We start from the raw sequence: 14,557 nt of genomic DNA, 5'->3' as shown, positions 1-14,557 counted from the left end.
GCCTTTTTTGTGCTAGACCAAGGCATGATCTCGGATCTGCCGGCCCAGGGCGCGCGGGCGCTCATTCTCGTCTATCGGCTCACCTTCTCGGCCTTCGCCGGGCAGTGGTGCAGGCATGCGCCGAGCTGCTCGCAATTCGCCGACGAAGCGATCCAGCGCCACGGCCTTTGGGCCGGCGGCTGGATGACCCTCGGGCGGATTTGCCGCTGCCGTCCCGGCGGGACGGATGGTTTCGATCCCCCGCCCAAAGCTCTCCCCGCGGGCGCCGATCCACTAAAACCCTGGCGCTACGCCAAATGGCGGGGTCCGCTGGTCTGCGAGGCGGTCGAAAAACCGCAGTGACTTGGCGTTTCAGATTCGGCGGCGAATGGTTTTATGTGTGTTGATAGCCACCACGTGTCGATGTGCGCGAGTTGAAGATGCCATCATAAGATTAGAGGCGTTCTGATGAAGGGGGAAACCATCTCTATTGACCCCTTGGCTCACGCAACGCCGGTTGATGATCCAGAGATTATCGAAATCCAAGATCTACGAACGGGGGAGCTAGTCAACTCCCAGGCCCTGATCTCCAGCTATAGATACGGTGACTTCATCGTGCTTCGGGGAAAGGTTCGCGAACACCTCCATTCCGAAGTGCCCTTTTATGCGTGCGCGCTTTGCGCGACGCCCGTTTACATTGTCGCCAACCAAGCAAAACGGTTCTTCTTTCGCCATCTCATCGAAGACGGATCATGTAGCGCCCGAACGCGCGGAGAGCTTTCACAGGACGAAATAGCGGCGAGGAAATACCACGGCCAGCGCGAGAGCGAAGCGCACAAGCACATCAAGAATTTAATCGAAAAAAGTCTAAATGCGGACCCTGTTTTTGAGACTACCGTCCAAGAAAAGGTTTGGCGCTCAGCGAGAGATCCCAAAGCCCGCCGCCAACCCGATGTGCAAACTGAATCTCCAATCTTCGGAAGAGTCGCATTTGAAGTCCAACTTTCAACCACCTTCTTAAGCGTTGTCGTTGCAAGACGCGCTTTTTATCGGGAACAGGGCGCGCTTCTCGTATGGGTTTTCGGCAATTTTATGCCGGATTACCGGCGTTTGATGGTTGACGATATCTTGTTCCCTAACAACTCTAATCTCTTCGTCGTCGACGACGAAACCACGGGTCTGTCCAAAAAGCGCGGCGTGTTTCTGATGAGGTGCATTTTTCGCCGTCCGGTGCGGAACGGCTCTGAAATCATTGATGAATGGAACGAAGAGATCGTCGCCTTCGGCGAACTGCAGCGTGACATTGAGGCCCAGACGGCATTCTTCTTCGATTATGCTAAGGAGGAAAAGCGCTTGCGGGATGCTATCGATGTCGATGCAGCAGCCGCGCGATTAAAAGAAGATGATGCCCTCCGCGACGAGTTTCTGGCGCTTTGGAAAGCCGCCCCGCAATTCCACAGCGAAAACTCCGGGCTGCATGCTCGCTGGAAGGCGCTTTCGGAAACATTAGCCGCCCGCGGAATTAAAATTCCTGATTGTCCCAATTCCAATAGCGGATTCCGCGCCCTGCTAAATGGAATATTGAGCGCCGAAGAGGGCAAGCCGGTAGGCTGGGATTATGAGAAATTGATCCAGGTAGCGCATTGCATATTCGACCGCCACAAACCGCATCTCTTCGCTTTCGGCTGTGCTCTCCAGCATTACGGGAGCGAAAACCTGCTTGAAGAGCAGGATAAGAAAGAAATATGGGCGAAGCGAAAAAGCTCGATCAAGGAAGCCCTGCGCGTCCATAATCCAGCCTTTATCCCCGACCCCTTTTGGCTTCCGGCGCTGCTATTTCTGTTCCCCGAAATCGGGCGGCGCGTTAAGGCTTACCTTGATAATATTGATTTGGAGCTTTTTCACGGTTTGTGAGGCCACAACCGGATTGCGCCATATCCAACTCAATTTCTATTACGCTTCACGACTTCGCCATCAGCTCGGCGACCAAGCCGTAAATGCGCATCCGGGCCGGCTCGGGCAGGTCGTGGAGGGTTTCGAGATAGATTTGCCCGGCGGCGCACATGCGCGCGTCGGCGATCGGCGGATCGGGCGTTTTGCCATCGAGAAGGGCGTCGATCTCCGCCTTGTTCAATCCCTTGGCGGCGAGCGCAGTCTCCAGCGCCTGGAAATCCGCGTCGGAAGGCGCGGCCCGGTCGATCCGCCTGACTTGCCCGCTGGCGATCGCCTCGAGCCCCGCGAGCGCCATTTTCCCGACCAGAGGACGGCGTCCCGAAGCGAAACGCGCGAAATCCCGGTCGGCGCCGCCATAAAGAAAAGTCACGCATATGCGGGGATCGTCCTTGGCGACAGCGCGCAGGATCTCGAGCTGGATAGCGAATATCTTCTCGAGTTCCGCGGCTTCCGCCTTGGCGGCGAGCGAGCCGCGCGACTGTCGCAACAGGCGCACCGCCTCGGAAACATAGAAATCCGGGCTCTCCTCCGGTCCGCCCGCAGCGGCGCGCGTCTTCCAGCTCTGAACGGTCGCGGCGTAATCGGCCGGAAAGGCCTCATGCAGCCTGTTGAAAAAACGGGCATATTCCGGCGCCGTGGAAATCACCCGGTCGAAGGTCGGTTCGGGCGCTTTTGCGGCGCCCGGCGCAACGGGAGACGGGGGCGAGGCGGGAGACGGCGCGGCGGCCGGCTTTTGCGCTTTGGCGACATTGGCCTGGGGCTGAACGGCCGCCTTGTTCTGCGAGCCTTTTTCAGGCCCCGAGGCGATCATGACCAGCGCGAAACCGAGACACACGAAAACAATGGCCCCGGTTATAAGAAAAAGCAGCCGCTCCAGAAACATGGGGGTTTTCTCGGGATGGGGCGAAGACGCGCGGATTCTATGCAACCTCGCTCCGCGGGAAAAGCAAAACCTTCGCCGGGGCGAAGGTTTGCGAGATGTTTTTACGCGGCGGCGCGCGCCTCGTTCTTTATCCGCTCCACCATGGCCCTCAGGCCGTTGGCCCGCTGCGTCGAGAGATGCTGGGCGAGACCGAGGTCGGTGAACAGAGGCACAGCGTCGGTCTCCAGGATCGAAGCGGGACTCTTGCGCGAATAAAGGGCGAGCACCAGCGCGACGAGGCCCTTGACGATGATCGCATCGCTGTCGCCATGGAATATGAGCACCGGCTGACCCTTGTCGTCATGCGCGGCCTCGGTGACCAGCCAGACCTGACTGGCGCAGCCGCGCACTTTGTTTTCTTCGTTGTAGGCGTCCTGGGACAAGGGTTCGAGCGTGCGGCCGAGCTCGATGAGATAGCGGTAGCGGTCTTCCCACTCGTCCAGGAGATCGAAGTTTGCGATGATTTCGTCGATGGTCATGTTCCGCGGCGACTCCTGTTCATGCACCGGCAGTTTTCCAAAAGCGAGGAGGCCCTGAAATGGCCCATGAGCCGAGTTTAGCAATAGCCGTGCCCTTTGGGCGCCGCCAAATTAGGCGCCAAGCGCGCGATAACACGCCATTGTGCAGTTCTTTTTAACAAAAACAGCGCTTTGTGCGCAGCTGGATTGACAGAGCCGGCAGGCCGAAACCTAATCCCGACGTAAGCGCTGCGATGCGCCCCGTTGAAAGGCTTCTCGCCCCGTGTCGATCCAGGTCGCCCTGCACCACGTCACCCATTACAAATACGACCGGCTGGTGGCCCTCGGCCCCCAGGTCATACGCCTGCGTCCGGCGCCTCACTGCCGCACGCGCGTGCTCAGCTATGCGCTCAAGATCGCGCCCTCCGAACATTTCATCAACTGGCAGCAGGACCCCCACGGCAATTGGCTCGCGCGCCTGGTTTTTCCCGAGAAAACAAAAGAATTCCGCGTCGAAGTCGATTTATTGGCGGAGCTCGCCGTTTTCAATCCTTTCGATTTCTTCGTCGAACCCTACGCCGAGGAATTTCCTTTCGCCTATGCGCCGGAGCTCGGCGCCGAACTCGCCGCCTGTCTGGAGATCGAGCCCGGTGGGGCGCCGATCGATGACTTTTTGCGCAGCATCCCCCGGGAAAAAACCAGGGCGATCGATTTTCTGGTCGATCTCAACGCAAGGCTGCAGAGCGAGATACGATATGTCATTCGCATGGAGCCTGGCGTCCAGACGCCGGACGAAACCCTGGCGCTGCGCTCCGGCTCCTGTCGCGATTCGGCCTGGCTGATGGTGCAGCTCCTGCGGCGGCTGGGGCTCGCCGCCCGCTTCGTATCCGGCTATCTCATCCAGCTCACCGCCGACGTCGAGCCCATCGAGGGGCCGCGCGGTCCGCAGGAGGACTTCACCGACCTGCACGCCTGGGCCGAGGTCTATCTTCCGGGCGCCGGCTGGATCGGCCTCGACGCGACTTCCGGGCTTTTCTGCGGCGAGGGTCATCTGCCTCTCTGCGCCGCTCCGCATTATCGCTCCTGCGCGCCGGTTTCTGGCGTGGTCGAACCTGCGGAGTGCGACTTCGGCTTCGAGATGAGGGTCGATCGCATAAGGCAGGCGCCGCGGGTCACGGCGCCTTTCTCGGAGGAGGCCTGGGCGAGGCTCGACGCCCTCGGCGAGAAGGTGGACGCCGATCTCGCGGCCCAGGACGTCCGCTTGACCACAGGCGGCGAACCCACCTTCGTCTCGATAGACGATTTCGAAGGGGCCGAATGGAATGTGGCGGCGGTCGGCCCGACCAAGCGCAGTCTTTCCGACGCGCTGATCCGCAGGTTGAGGACCCGCTTCGCGCCCGGCGGCTTTCTGCATTACGGCCAGGGCAAATGGTATCCGGGAGAAAGCCTGCCCCGCTGGGCCTTTTCGGTCTATTGGCGCAAGGACGGCGAGCCGATCTGGAGCAATCCCGAACTCGTCGCCCGCATCGAAAGAGACGCCGGCGGCGGCGCGGCCGGGGGCGCGGAAGCGGAAAAATTCGCCAATGAGCTGGTGCTGAGGCTGGGAATCGACCCCTCCTTTCTCATCCCGGCCTATGAGGACCCGCTGCATTGGGCCGCCAAGGAAGCCGCCCTGCCCGTCAACGCGGATTTGACCGACCCCAAGATAGACGATCCCGAAGTGCGCAGCCGCTTTGTCCGCACTTTCGAAAGGGGGCTGTCGGCGCCCACCGGCTATGTCCTTCCGATCCAGCGCTGGAACGCCCCGGCGAGCCCCCCCGCCTGGAGCACCGCGCGCTGGCAGTTGCGGCGCGGCAGGCTTTTTCTTTCGCCGGGGGATTCGCCCATCGGGCTCAGGCTCCCGATAAACTCGCTGCCCTGGACGGCGTCTTCGGCCTATCCTTTCATCATGCCGCAGGATGCGCTCGAACAGCGTCCCGCGCTTCCTCCTTCGTCCTATTATAAGCAGCTCTACACCGCTCACGCCGGCCGGGACAGGCAGGCGGTGCTGCAGCAGGTCGCCTGCGAGGGGATCGTGCGCACGGCGCTGGCGGTGGAGCCTCGCGACGGGGCGCTTTGCGTCTTCATGCCGCCGACGCAAAGGCTCGAGGACTATCTCGAACTTCTCGCCGCGGTGGAGCAGACCGCGGCGGCGACCGGCCTGCCGGTGCATATCGAGGGCTACGAGCCCCCGTTCGATCCGCGCATGAACGTCATCAAGGTGACGCCCGACCCCGGCGTGATAGAGGTCAATATCCACCCCGCGGCCTCCTGGCGCGAGGCCATCGCCAACACGACCGGCCTTTACGAGGACGCCCGCCAGGCGCGGCTCACCACCAGCAAATTCCTGATCGACGGGCGCTGCGCCGGCTCCGGCGGCGGCAACCATGTGGTGCTCGGCGGGCAGACGCCGGCCGATTCGCCTTTCCTGCGCCGGCCGGATCTGCTCAAGAGCTTCATTCTCTACTGGCAGCGCCGCCCTTCATTGTCTTACCTCTTCTCGGGGCTGTTCATCGGCCCGACCAGCCAGTCGCCCCGGATCGACGAAGCGCGCCACGAATCTCTCTATGAGATGGAAATCGCGCTCGCCAACGCCCCGGGACCGTGGACGACCGATTTCCCTTATTGGCTGGTGGATCGCCTGTTCCGCAATCTTCTGGTCGATGTTTCCGGCAACACCCACCGGGCTGAAATATGTATCGACAAGCTCTATTCTCCGGACGGACCCACCGGCCGGCTGGGCCTCGTCGAGTTCCGCGCCTTCGAAATGCCGCCGGACGCCAGAATGAGCCTCGCCCAGCAGCTTTTGCTGCGGGCGCTCGCGGCCTGGTTCTGGCGCGAGCCGCAGGAGGGCGGGCTGGTGCGCTGGGGAACGGCGCTACACGACAAATTCATGCTGCCCCATTATATCTGGGAGGATTTCCTCGGGGTGCTGGATGATCTGAAGCGGGCGGGCTACCCCTTCGAATCGGAATGGTTCGCCGCGCAATGGGAATTCCGCTTCCCCTTCGCGGGCGCGGTTTCCCACGGCGGCGTGAGCCTCGAGGTTCGCCACGCCCTCGAGCCGTGGCATGTCACCGGGGAACAGGGAGCTTCGGGGGGAACGGTGCGCTACGTCGATTCTTGCGTAGAGCGGCTGCAGGTGAAGGCGCAGGGCTTCGTGCCTGGCCGCCATATCATCGCCTGCAACGGCAGGCGCGTGCCCATGGCCCCGACCGGCACGGTCGGCGAAGCGGTCGCGGGCGTGCGCTTCAAGGCCTGGAAGCCCGCCTCCGGACTGCACCCCACCATCCCGGTCCATGCGCCCCTCACCTTCGACGTCATCGACAGCTGGAGCCGGCATTCTCTCGGCGGCTGCGTCTATCACAGCGTCCATCCGGGCGGGCGCAATTATGAAACCTTCCCGGTCAACGCCCACGAAGCCGAAGCCCGGCGGCTCTCGAGATTCCAGGATCACGGCCACACGCCCGGCCGGATCGAGCCTCCCTGCGCGGAGCCGGCAGGCGAATACCCGCTCACTCTCGACCTGAGGAGGCCGTTTGTCTCCTGAGGCCGCCTTCGCGCCTTTCGCCAATGTGAGAAACCGCCGCATCGCCTCTTGGCTTTCGGACTATCGGCCGGCGCAAGGAATCTCCGACGAGCTGATGGACGAGGGGGGGCGGCCCCGCCCCCATTGGCTCCTGCTGCTCGAGGCGCTGGCGGAATTCGGCGAAGCGGAGATCGACCAGCGCTTCGCGCGCGCCGGACGCCGCATCGACGAGATGGGCATAACCTATCGCCTGCACGGCGAGGCCCGCGAGCGGCCCGCGCCGCTGTCCCGCCTGCCGCTTCTGCTCAAGCAGGCCGAATGGGCCAGGATCGAAAGCGGCATATCCCAGCGCGCCGAGCTGCTGGATTTGCTGCTGCACGACATCTATGGGGAAAACCGGCTGGTGTCGGAGGGAGTCCTTCCGGCCCTGGCGGTGGCGGGCTCTCCGGAATATGTGCGCCCGATGAACGGGGTCAAACCCGCCGGCGACCGCTGGCTGCGCTTTTACGCCGCCGATATCGCCCGCGGCGCCGACGGCGAGTGGCGCGTCTTCAGAGACCGCGCCCAGGCTCCCTCCGGCCCCGGCTACGCTCTGGAAAACCGCCTCATCATGGCGCGCACTTTCCCCAGCCTGTTCCGCGACATGAATGTGAGGCGGCTGGCTTCCTTCTTCCGGGATTTCCGCGCCGGCCTCGCCGCCGCCGCGCCGCGCGCCGATCCCCGCATCTGCCTTCTCACGCCTGGAGTGTTCAGCGAAACCTACGCCGAACAGGTCAGCCTGGCGCGTTATCTCGGCTTGCTTCTCGTCGAGGGCGAAGACCTCATCGCCGAGGACGGCAAGCTTTTCGTGCGCACCATCGCCGGGCTTAAACGCGTCGACGTGCTCTGGCGCAGGGTGGACGCCGACTGGTGCGATCCTCTGGAGGCCAACGCCGCGTCGCGGCTCGGGGCGCCCGGCCTCTTCGACGCCTTCCGCCGGGGCGCGATAGCGATGGCCAACCCGCCCGGCGCCGGCCTCGTCGAATCCCGCGCCCTGATGAGCCTGCTCCCCTCGCTGGCGCGGCATGTCCTGGGCGAGGATCTGCGTATCGCCAATGTCGAGACCCTGTGGTGCGGGCGGGAAGACGCGGCGGCGCGCGCCATGGCCGAACTCGACCAGCGCCTGATAAAGGGCGCCTTCGGTCCCGGCGCGCTCGGCCGGATCGACGCCCGCGGGCTCTATGCGCCCGAACTCGGCGCCTGCGAAAGAACCCGGCTCATCGCAGCCATGACCGAACGCGGGATGGATTTCACCGCCCAGGAGCAGATGGCCTTGTCGACCACTCCCGCATGGGTGGACGGCGCGCTGCAGCCGCGGCCCTTCACGCTGAGGGTCTTCGCCGCCGCGACCAGGGACGGATGGGTCGTCATGCCCGGCGGCTATTGCCGCGTCTACGACAGCCAGGACCCCCACGGCGCCTATCCGCAGGCCGGCGCCCCCTCGGCCGACGTCTGGGTGCTCAGCGACACCCAGATAGATTCGGCGACCCTGCTGCCGCCCAGCGACGACGCCCATATCGTACGGGTGCCGGGGGTTCTGCCGAGCCGGGCCGCCGACAATCTCTATTGGATGGGCCGCTATCTCGAACGCACGGAGGCCGTGCTGAGGCTGGTGCGCGCTCTGTGCAACCGGCTGGCGGAAGCCCGCCATGACGACCGCCAGCCGATCGACCGCCTGCTGCGCCAGCTCGTCGCCTGGGGCTGCGTGCGGGACGATTCGAGGCACATGGCGCCGGCGCGCCTCGCCTTCCTCGCGGTCAGCGACCGCGGGGCCTATGGCTCGGCTTTGTCCGCCGCCAGGGAAGCGCGGCGCACGGCCTCCATCGCCCGGGAGCGCCTGTCCCAGGACATGTGGCAATTGCTGGGCGGGCTCGAAGCGCGCCTGCAATGCGCGCCGGCTTCGGATTGCGGCGCTCCCGGCCTCCACGCGCTGTCCGAGCCCGAGATCGTCGATTGCGCCGAAAGCGCGCTGCAGACCATCGCCGCGCTTTCCGGGCTGATGGACGAGAACTTCAACCGCGTCGCGGGCTGGAGTTTCCTCGATCTCGGCAAACGCATCGAACGCGCGATCAACACCTGCCGATTGGCGCGTCAATTCGCGGAAGGGCGCCCCACCATGGAATCGCTCGACGTCCTGATCGAGCTGATCGACTCCCAGATCACCTACCGCAGCCGTTATTTGAGCGGCGCGGCTCAGGCCCCGGCGCTGGACATGGCCGTGCTCGATCCCTTCAACCCGCGCTCGGTGGCGTTTCAGGTGGTGCGGATCGACGACCATCTCGCGGCCCTGCCCGCCCTGCTGAACGACGGCGTGATGGAGCGGCCGCGGCGGATGTCGACCCCGCTCCGCGCCGAGCTGGCGTCCAAGGAAGCCAAATCGATCGACGCGGCGGCGATCCTCGAGATCGAGCAGCGCCTGCTGTGCCTCGGCGAGGCCATCTCCGAACGCTATTTTTCCCACCGCGACAGCGCTCTGGCGATAACCAAACGGGCGCAGCTCGCGTGATTTACGAGATTCGCCACGTCACCAGCTACGATTACGCCGCGCCGGTGGCCTCGGCGCGCTGCCTGCTGCGCCTGCTGCCGCGCGACGACGGCGGCCAGCGCGTTCTGCGCAGCGCGGTGGGACTCGCGCCGCAGCCTTCGAGGCGCAACGAAAGAGTCGATTTCTTCGGCAATCGCGTCATAGAGGCGAGCATAGGCAGCCCGCACAGCGCCCTGCAGATAACCCTCGAAGCGCGAATCGACGTGCGCCGGCCCCAGCCCCCCGCGGCCGCCCTGACCCCGATCTGGGAGACCGCCCGGCGCGCCGCGGCGTCCAGCCAGTCGCTCGGCCCCCTGTCGCCCGCGCATTTTCTCTTCCCCGGCCGGCTGACGCCTTTGCAGGCGGCCGTGACCGGCTACGCCCGCGAGAGCTTTCCCGAAGGCCGGCCGGTTCTGGAAGGCGCCCTCGACCTGATGCGGCGCATCCACGCCGATTTCCGTTACGATCCCGCGGCGACCGAAGTCACGACGCCCCTGCCCGAGGCCTTTGCGCGGCGCAGCGGAGTCTGCCAGGACTTTGCCCATATCATGATCGTCGCCCTGCGCGGCCTGGGCCTGCCCGCGGCCTATGTCAGCGGCTATTTGCGCACCCTGCCCGCCCCGGGAGAAAAACGCTTAGAGGGCGCGGACGCCTCGCACGCCTGGATTTCGCTGTGGTGCGGCCCCGCCTTCGGCTGGCTGCAGCTCGATCCCACCAATAATATGCTGGTGTGCGACGAGCATGTCGTTCTGGCGGTCGGGCGCGATTACGCCGACGTCTCCCCGATCGACGGCGTGATCCTCGGCGCGGGAAAACAGAGGCTTCAGGTGAGCGTGGACGTCAAGGCGCTGGAGGGGCTGCGCAACCCCGCGGGCGATCTGCGCGAAATAAGATATTGACCCCTGTCGGATCCGCCCACCCGGGACGGTTCGATGAATTCTTATCGAGAATTTAGTTTTTCGCCCTGCGCCGGCTGTCTATCCTGAGCAAGCCTGAAGACGCGCGAAGTCGGAGAGCGCCCATGAGCGATAGCGCGCAAAAGATACTGGTGGTCGAAGACGATCCCGAAATCGCAGAAACCGTGACGCAGGAGCTGCGCCAGCGCGGATATCTGGTTTCCCATGCGGAAACCGGCGCAAAAGCGATGGCCGAAATCGAGCGCGATACGTTCGATCTCGTAATTCTGGACAGGATGCTGCCCGAGATAGACGGTCTCGCCATAGTGGAGTCCATGCGCAAGGAAAACGCGTCGACCCCCATTCTCATCGTCAGCGCGCTGGGCGAAGTGGAGGACCGCGTGGACGGCCTCAAGGGCGGCGCCGACGATTATCTCGTAAAACCTTTCAGCCTCGCGGAAATGGACGCGAGAGTGGAGGCCTTGCTGCGGCGCCCGCTCCTTGCGCGCGCGATGGTCTTGCGGGGCGGCGCGCTCTCGCTCGATCTCGTCAAGCGGCAGGCGACGCTGGACGGAAAGTCCGTCGAGCTGTCGGCGCGGGAGTTCCAGCTCCTCGAATATTTCATGGCGCGCCCCGGCCAGCTCGTCACGCGGGACATGCTGATCCAAAAGGTGTGGAAATATCGCTTCTCCCCGCAAACCAATGTGGTCGACGTCCACATCAGCAAATTGCGCCGCAAGATCGACCGGGACAGGAGCAAATCCTACATCCAGAACATCAGGGGCTGCGGGTTCATGTTCAATGCCGAACTTTAGGCTGAAGGAATCCGCGATCTTCCGGCGGACCCTCGCCATAGCCGCGCTGTTCATCGCCACCAATCTCTGCCTGTTCGGGTTCATCTACTGGCAGACCGCCGTCTTCGAGACGCGGCGGATAATGGGGTTCATGGAGCGTCAGGCGCCGGTTCTGGCGGAAACCCCTTCCGAACAGATCAGGCAGAGCATGGAGCGCCGCCACTATGACGACGTTCACAGATTCACCGTTTCCGGGCTGTTCGAGCAGAACGGAGCCTATCTCGCGGGCGGCCTGAAGCGCCTTCCGCCGGGCCTCATCCCCGACGGCGGAGCCCGCCGCCTCGACGCCTTCGAATTCGCCGACGGCTCGAACTCCTCGGAGCCGGCCATTTTCGTCGCCCGCTCGCTGCCCGACGGGCGCATACTGGTCGTCGGCCGCAATATCCAGGAGCTCGCCAATCTGCTCGGCGCGGTGAGCGAAGCCTTGAAGCTCGGAGTCATCCCCATGGCGATACTCGCCGTCGGCGCGGGCGCCTTTTTGAGCCTGCGGATGAACAGCCGTCTGACGCGCGCCCAGCGGGTCCTGCGCGATTTCCAGAAAGGCGATCTGCGGCGACGGCTCGAATTGACCGGCGCCCGGGACGATTTCGATCGCCTGGCGGAAGCCGTGAACGTCCTGCTCGACGATCTCGAGCGCGCGATCAACGAGCTTCACCATGTCGGGAACAATATCGCCCATGATCTGCGGACCCCGCTCTCCCGCGTGCGCGGAAATCTCGAGCGGCTCCAGCAGATGCTGGCCGGCCAGCAGACCCCGCTCGCTCTGCTGGAGCGCGCCGTCGCCGGTCTCGATCAAACCTTCGCGCTGACGACGGCCCTGCTGCGCATCGCCCAGCTCGAAACCGGCCGCGCCCGCGCCTTCTTCGCGACCGTGGACCTCGGCGCGATTCTGCGCGACGCCGCAGAACTCTACGAACCGCTCGCCGAAGCCAAGAGCATTTCGCTCGATGTGGAGACAGGGGAAGAAGCGCCCGTGGAGGGCGACAAGGATCTGCTTCTGGAGGCCTTCGCCAATCTGGTCGACAACGCCATAAAATTCGCGCCCGAGGGCGGGCGCATCCGCATTGCGCTGGAGAAAAGCCCGCTGGGTCCGGTCGCCGTCGTCGCGGACGACGGCCCCGGCATATCCGAGGCGCAGCGGACGGAAGTGTTCAAACGATTCTACCGCGGCGCGCAGAGCCGCCACATCGTGGGCAACGGCCTCGGCCTCGCGCTCGTCGCCGCCATCGTCAAGCTTCACGGGTTTAGGGTCGAAATCGCCGACGCCGAACCGGGCTGCATTTTCCGGCTGAGATGCTATCCCCAAACGTCGGCGTGACCTCGGGAAAGCGCGAAACGCCGCAGTTTTGGAGGCGAAATGCCCAGTCGCAAAAACCGATAAATTTTGCAAGAATGCGCTCCAGAATCCCTACCGGACGCGTGCATGCCCTTTTTCGCAATCCCCTTTCCTTCCATTGACCCGGTTGCGGTCAATTTCGGACCGCTGCCCTTGCGCTGGTACGCCCTCGCCTATATCGGCGGCTTCGTCCTCGGCTGGGCCTATCTGCGCTTTATCGCCGGCCGCGACGCCTTCTGGCGCCAGGGCCAGCCGCGTCCCTCCGTGAATTCGATCGACGATCTTCTGGTCTATGTCGCCTTCGGCGTCATCATCGGCGGACGCCTCGGCCATGTGCTGATCTACGATCCGGGCTTTTACCTCTCGCACCCGCTGGAGATTTTCGAGACCTGGAAAGGGGGCATGGCCTTTCATGGCGGCTTCCTCGGCGCGCTGACCGGAATGGCCCTGTTCGCGCGTCGCGAGCGTCTGTCCATGCTCACCGTCATGGATCTTGGCGCCGTGGTTTCCCCGATCGGAATCTTTCTCGGACGTCTCGCCAATTTCATCCGGCCGGAAATGTGGGGCCGACCAGCCGACGTCCCCTGGGCCATGGTTTTCCCGGGAGCGGGAGACGCGCCGCGCCATCCGAGCCAGCTTTACGAGGCGGGCCTCGAAGGGCTGGCGCTCGGTATCGCGCTATGGATCGCGCTGCGCGCCGGCGCGCTCGTGCGTCCCGGGCTCGCCAGCGGGATTTTCGGGGTCGGCTACGGGCTGGCGCGAACTTTCTGCGAATTTTTCCGCGAGCCCGACGCGGCTCAAGAGGCGCTCGGCGGCGGCCTCACCAAGGGAATGGTTCTCTCCTTTCCCATGATCCTCGTCGGCCTGATTCTGATCGTCCTTTCGGCGCGCAGGCGGGAGACGCTGGCATGAACGCGCTCCAGCAGGAAATCGCCGTTATCATCGCCGAGGAAGGCCCGATCAGCCTCGAGCGCTATATGTCGCTCTGCCTGTCGCATCCGCGGCTGGGCTATTACACCACCCATAATCCTTTCGGCGCCTCCGGCGACTTCATCACCGCCCCGGAAATAAGCCAGATGTTCGGCGAATTGCTGGGCGTCTGGATGATCGAGGCATGGACCGCCGCCGGAAATCCCGAGGCGTCCCGGCTGGTCGAACTCGGCCCCGGACGCGGCACGCTGATGTCGGACGTGCTGCGCGTCGCCCGCATCGCGCCCAACTTCCTCGCCAACATGGCGGTCGACCTCGTCGAGACCAGTCCCTTGCTGCGCGATCTGCAACGGCAGATGCTCGCCGGCGAAACGGTTCCGATTTCCTGGCGAGCGGATTTCGGCGAGGTTCCCCGGGCGCCGGTCTTCGTGCTGGCAAACGAGTTTTTCGACGCGCTGCCGGCGAGGCATTTCGTCAAGACCGCGACGGGCTGGCGCGAACGCCTCGTCGGGCTCGACAGAGCGGGAGCGCTGGTCTTCGGATTGGCGCCCAACCCCGAGCCCGGCCTCGCCGTCCCGGCGCCGGAAGGCTCCGTGATCGAGGTGAACGGAATCGCCCAGCGCCTGATGGCGGAAATCGCCGAAAGGATCGTCGCGGACGGCGGCGTCATGCTGGCGGTGGATTACGGCTATGCGCAGACCACGCTCGGCGAGAGCCTGCAGGCGGTGGCGCGCCACGGCTATGTCGATCCCCTGCAGACGCCCGGCGAAGCCGACCTGACCACCCATGTCGATTTCGCGGCTTTGAAACGCGCCGCCATGGCCAGAGGCGCCAAAGTGCAGGGCCCGGTCGGTCAGGGCGCGTTTCTCAAACAGCTCGGAATAGAGAGACGCGCAGAGGCTCTGATGAAAAAAGCCGACGCGGGCCAGAGGGAAGACATTGCGAGCGCCCTGGCCCGGCTCGCCGGCTCGGGGGACCCGCGCGAGCGCATGGGCGACCTCTTCAAGGCGATGGCGATCATGCACCCCGACACCCCGGACCTGCCGGGCTTCGCCGAATAAAACGGCCGCCCAGGGCGCGCCGAACGGCCGTAAAACA

At 64.3% G+C, this 14,557-nt stretch carries 11 protein-coding genes; 9 read left to right on the top strand and 2 right to left on the bottom strand.

What is annotated here, in order from left to right:
- Positions 1-24 precede the first annotated feature (24 nt).
- Both yidD and H2LOC_RS17940 read left to right on the top strand, forming a co-directional pair.
- A complete protein-coding gene (yidD, locus tag H2LOC_RS17945; RefSeq protein ID WP_136497345.1) occupies positions 25-342 on the top strand; it encodes a membrane protein insertion efficiency factor YidD in 318 nt (105 codons plus the stop codon).
- Positions 343-447: 105 nt separating this feature from the next.
- Complete coding sequence (locus H2LOC_RS17940; RefSeq protein ID WP_136497346.1) at positions 448-1,893, top strand: DUF6035 family protein; 1,446 nt, start codon at positions 448-450, stop codon at positions 1,891-1,893.
- A gap of 46 nt (positions 1,894-1,939) precedes the next feature.
- Here the strand turns inward: H2LOC_RS17940 and H2LOC_RS17935 are convergent, their stop codons facing one another.
- Positions 1,940-2,860: a hypothetical protein gene (locus tag H2LOC_RS17935; RefSeq protein ID WP_246206881.1), complete on the bottom strand. Its 921-nt coding sequence runs from the start codon at positions 2,858-2,860 to the stop codon at positions 1,940-1,942.
- A gap of 56 nt (positions 2,861-2,916) precedes the next feature.
- Entirely contained in the window at positions 2,917-3,333 is a 417-nt protein-coding gene (locus H2LOC_RS17930; RefSeq protein WP_136497347.1) for a SufE family protein, read from the bottom strand.
- A 262-nt stretch (positions 3,334-3,595) separates the two neighbouring features.
- On the opposite strand from H2LOC_RS17930, the gene H2LOC_RS17925 reads away from it, so the two are divergent.
- From H2LOC_RS17925 to H2LOC_RS17895, 7 genes are all read left to right on the top strand, one after another.
- Positions 3,596-6,901 carry a transglutaminase family protein gene (locus tag H2LOC_RS17925; protein WP_154331712.1) on the top strand — a complete coding sequence of 1,102 codons (3,306 nt, stop codon included), beginning with the start codon at positions 3,596-3,598 and terminating at the stop codon, positions 6,899-6,901.
- A complete protein-coding gene (locus H2LOC_RS17920) occupies positions 6,891-9,425 on the top strand; it encodes a circularly permuted type 2 ATP-grasp protein (protein WP_246206880.1) in 2,535 nt (844 codons plus the stop codon). Before H2LOC_RS17925 ends, H2LOC_RS17920 begins: the two co-directional genes overlap by 11 nt.
- On the top strand, positions 9,422-10,342 hold the full coding sequence (locus H2LOC_RS17915; protein WP_136497348.1) for a transglutaminase family protein: 921 nt from the start codon (positions 9,422-9,424) through the stop codon (positions 10,340-10,342). The genes H2LOC_RS17920 and H2LOC_RS17915 overlap by 4 nt, the downstream gene beginning before the upstream one ends.
- A 122-nt stretch (positions 10,343-10,464) precedes the next feature.
- On the top strand, positions 10,465-11,154 hold the full coding sequence (locus tag H2LOC_RS17910; protein ID WP_136497349.1) for a response regulator transcription factor: 690 nt from the start codon (positions 10,465-10,467) through the stop codon (positions 11,152-11,154).
- The gene (locus H2LOC_RS17905) at positions 11,141-12,511 is read left to right on the top strand and encodes a sensor histidine kinase (protein WP_162009799.1); all 1,371 of its coding nucleotides are present in this window, start codon (positions 11,141-11,143) and stop codon (positions 12,509-12,511) included. Before H2LOC_RS17910 ends, H2LOC_RS17905 begins: the two co-directional genes overlap by 14 nt.
- A gap of 105 nt (positions 12,512-12,616) precedes the next feature.
- Positions 12,617-13,441: a prolipoprotein diacylglyceryl transferase gene (lgt, locus tag H2LOC_RS17900; protein ID WP_136497351.1), complete on the top strand. Its 825-nt coding sequence runs from the start codon at positions 12,617-12,619 to the stop codon at positions 13,439-13,441.
- Entirely contained in the window at positions 13,438-14,520 is a 1,083-nt protein-coding gene (locus tag H2LOC_RS17895) for a class I SAM-dependent methyltransferase (protein ID WP_136497352.1), read from the top strand. The genes lgt and H2LOC_RS17895 overlap by 4 nt, the downstream gene beginning before the upstream one ends.
- The last annotated feature ends 37 nt before the right edge of the window (positions 14,521-14,557 follow it).

The sequence above is a fragment of the Methylocystis heyeri genome (genome assembly GCF_004802635.2).
Classification (GTDB): Bacteria; Pseudomonadota; Alphaproteobacteria; order Rhizobiales; family Beijerinckiaceae; genus Methylocystis; species Methylocystis heyeri.
The sequence above is the reverse complement of the archived record's forward strand: the minus strand, read 5'-3'. Positions and strand labels throughout refer to the sequence as shown.

What these genes read in the sequence shown, in the direction of transcription:
- yidD (WP_136497345.1), top strand. Translation starts at nt 25, where the DNA reads ATGATCTCGGATCTGCCGGCCCAGGGCGCGCGGGCGCTCATTCTCGTC.
- H2LOC_RS17940 (WP_136497346.1), top strand. Translation starts at nt 448, where the DNA reads ATGAAGGGGGAAACCATCTCTATTGACCCCTTGGCTCACGCAACGCCG.
- H2LOC_RS17930 (WP_136497347.1), bottom strand. Translation starts at nt 3,333, where the DNA reads ATGACCATCGACGAAATCATCGCAAACTTCGATCTCCTGGACGAGTGG.
- H2LOC_RS17910 (WP_136497349.1), top strand. Translation starts at nt 10,465, where the DNA reads ATGAGCGATAGCGCGCAAAAGATACTGGTGGTCGAAGACGATCCCGAA.
- H2LOC_RS17905 (WP_162009799.1), top strand. Translation starts at nt 11,141, where the DNA reads ATGCCGAACTTTAGGCTGAAGGAATCCGCGATCTTCCGGCGGACCCTC.
- lgt (WP_136497351.1), top strand. Translation starts at nt 12,617, where the DNA reads ATGCCCTTTTTCGCAATCCCCTTTCCTTCCATTGACCCGGTTGCGGTC.
- H2LOC_RS17895 (WP_136497352.1), top strand. Translation starts at nt 13,438, where the DNA reads ATGAACGCGCTCCAGCAGGAAATCGCCGTTATCATCGCCGAGGAAGGC.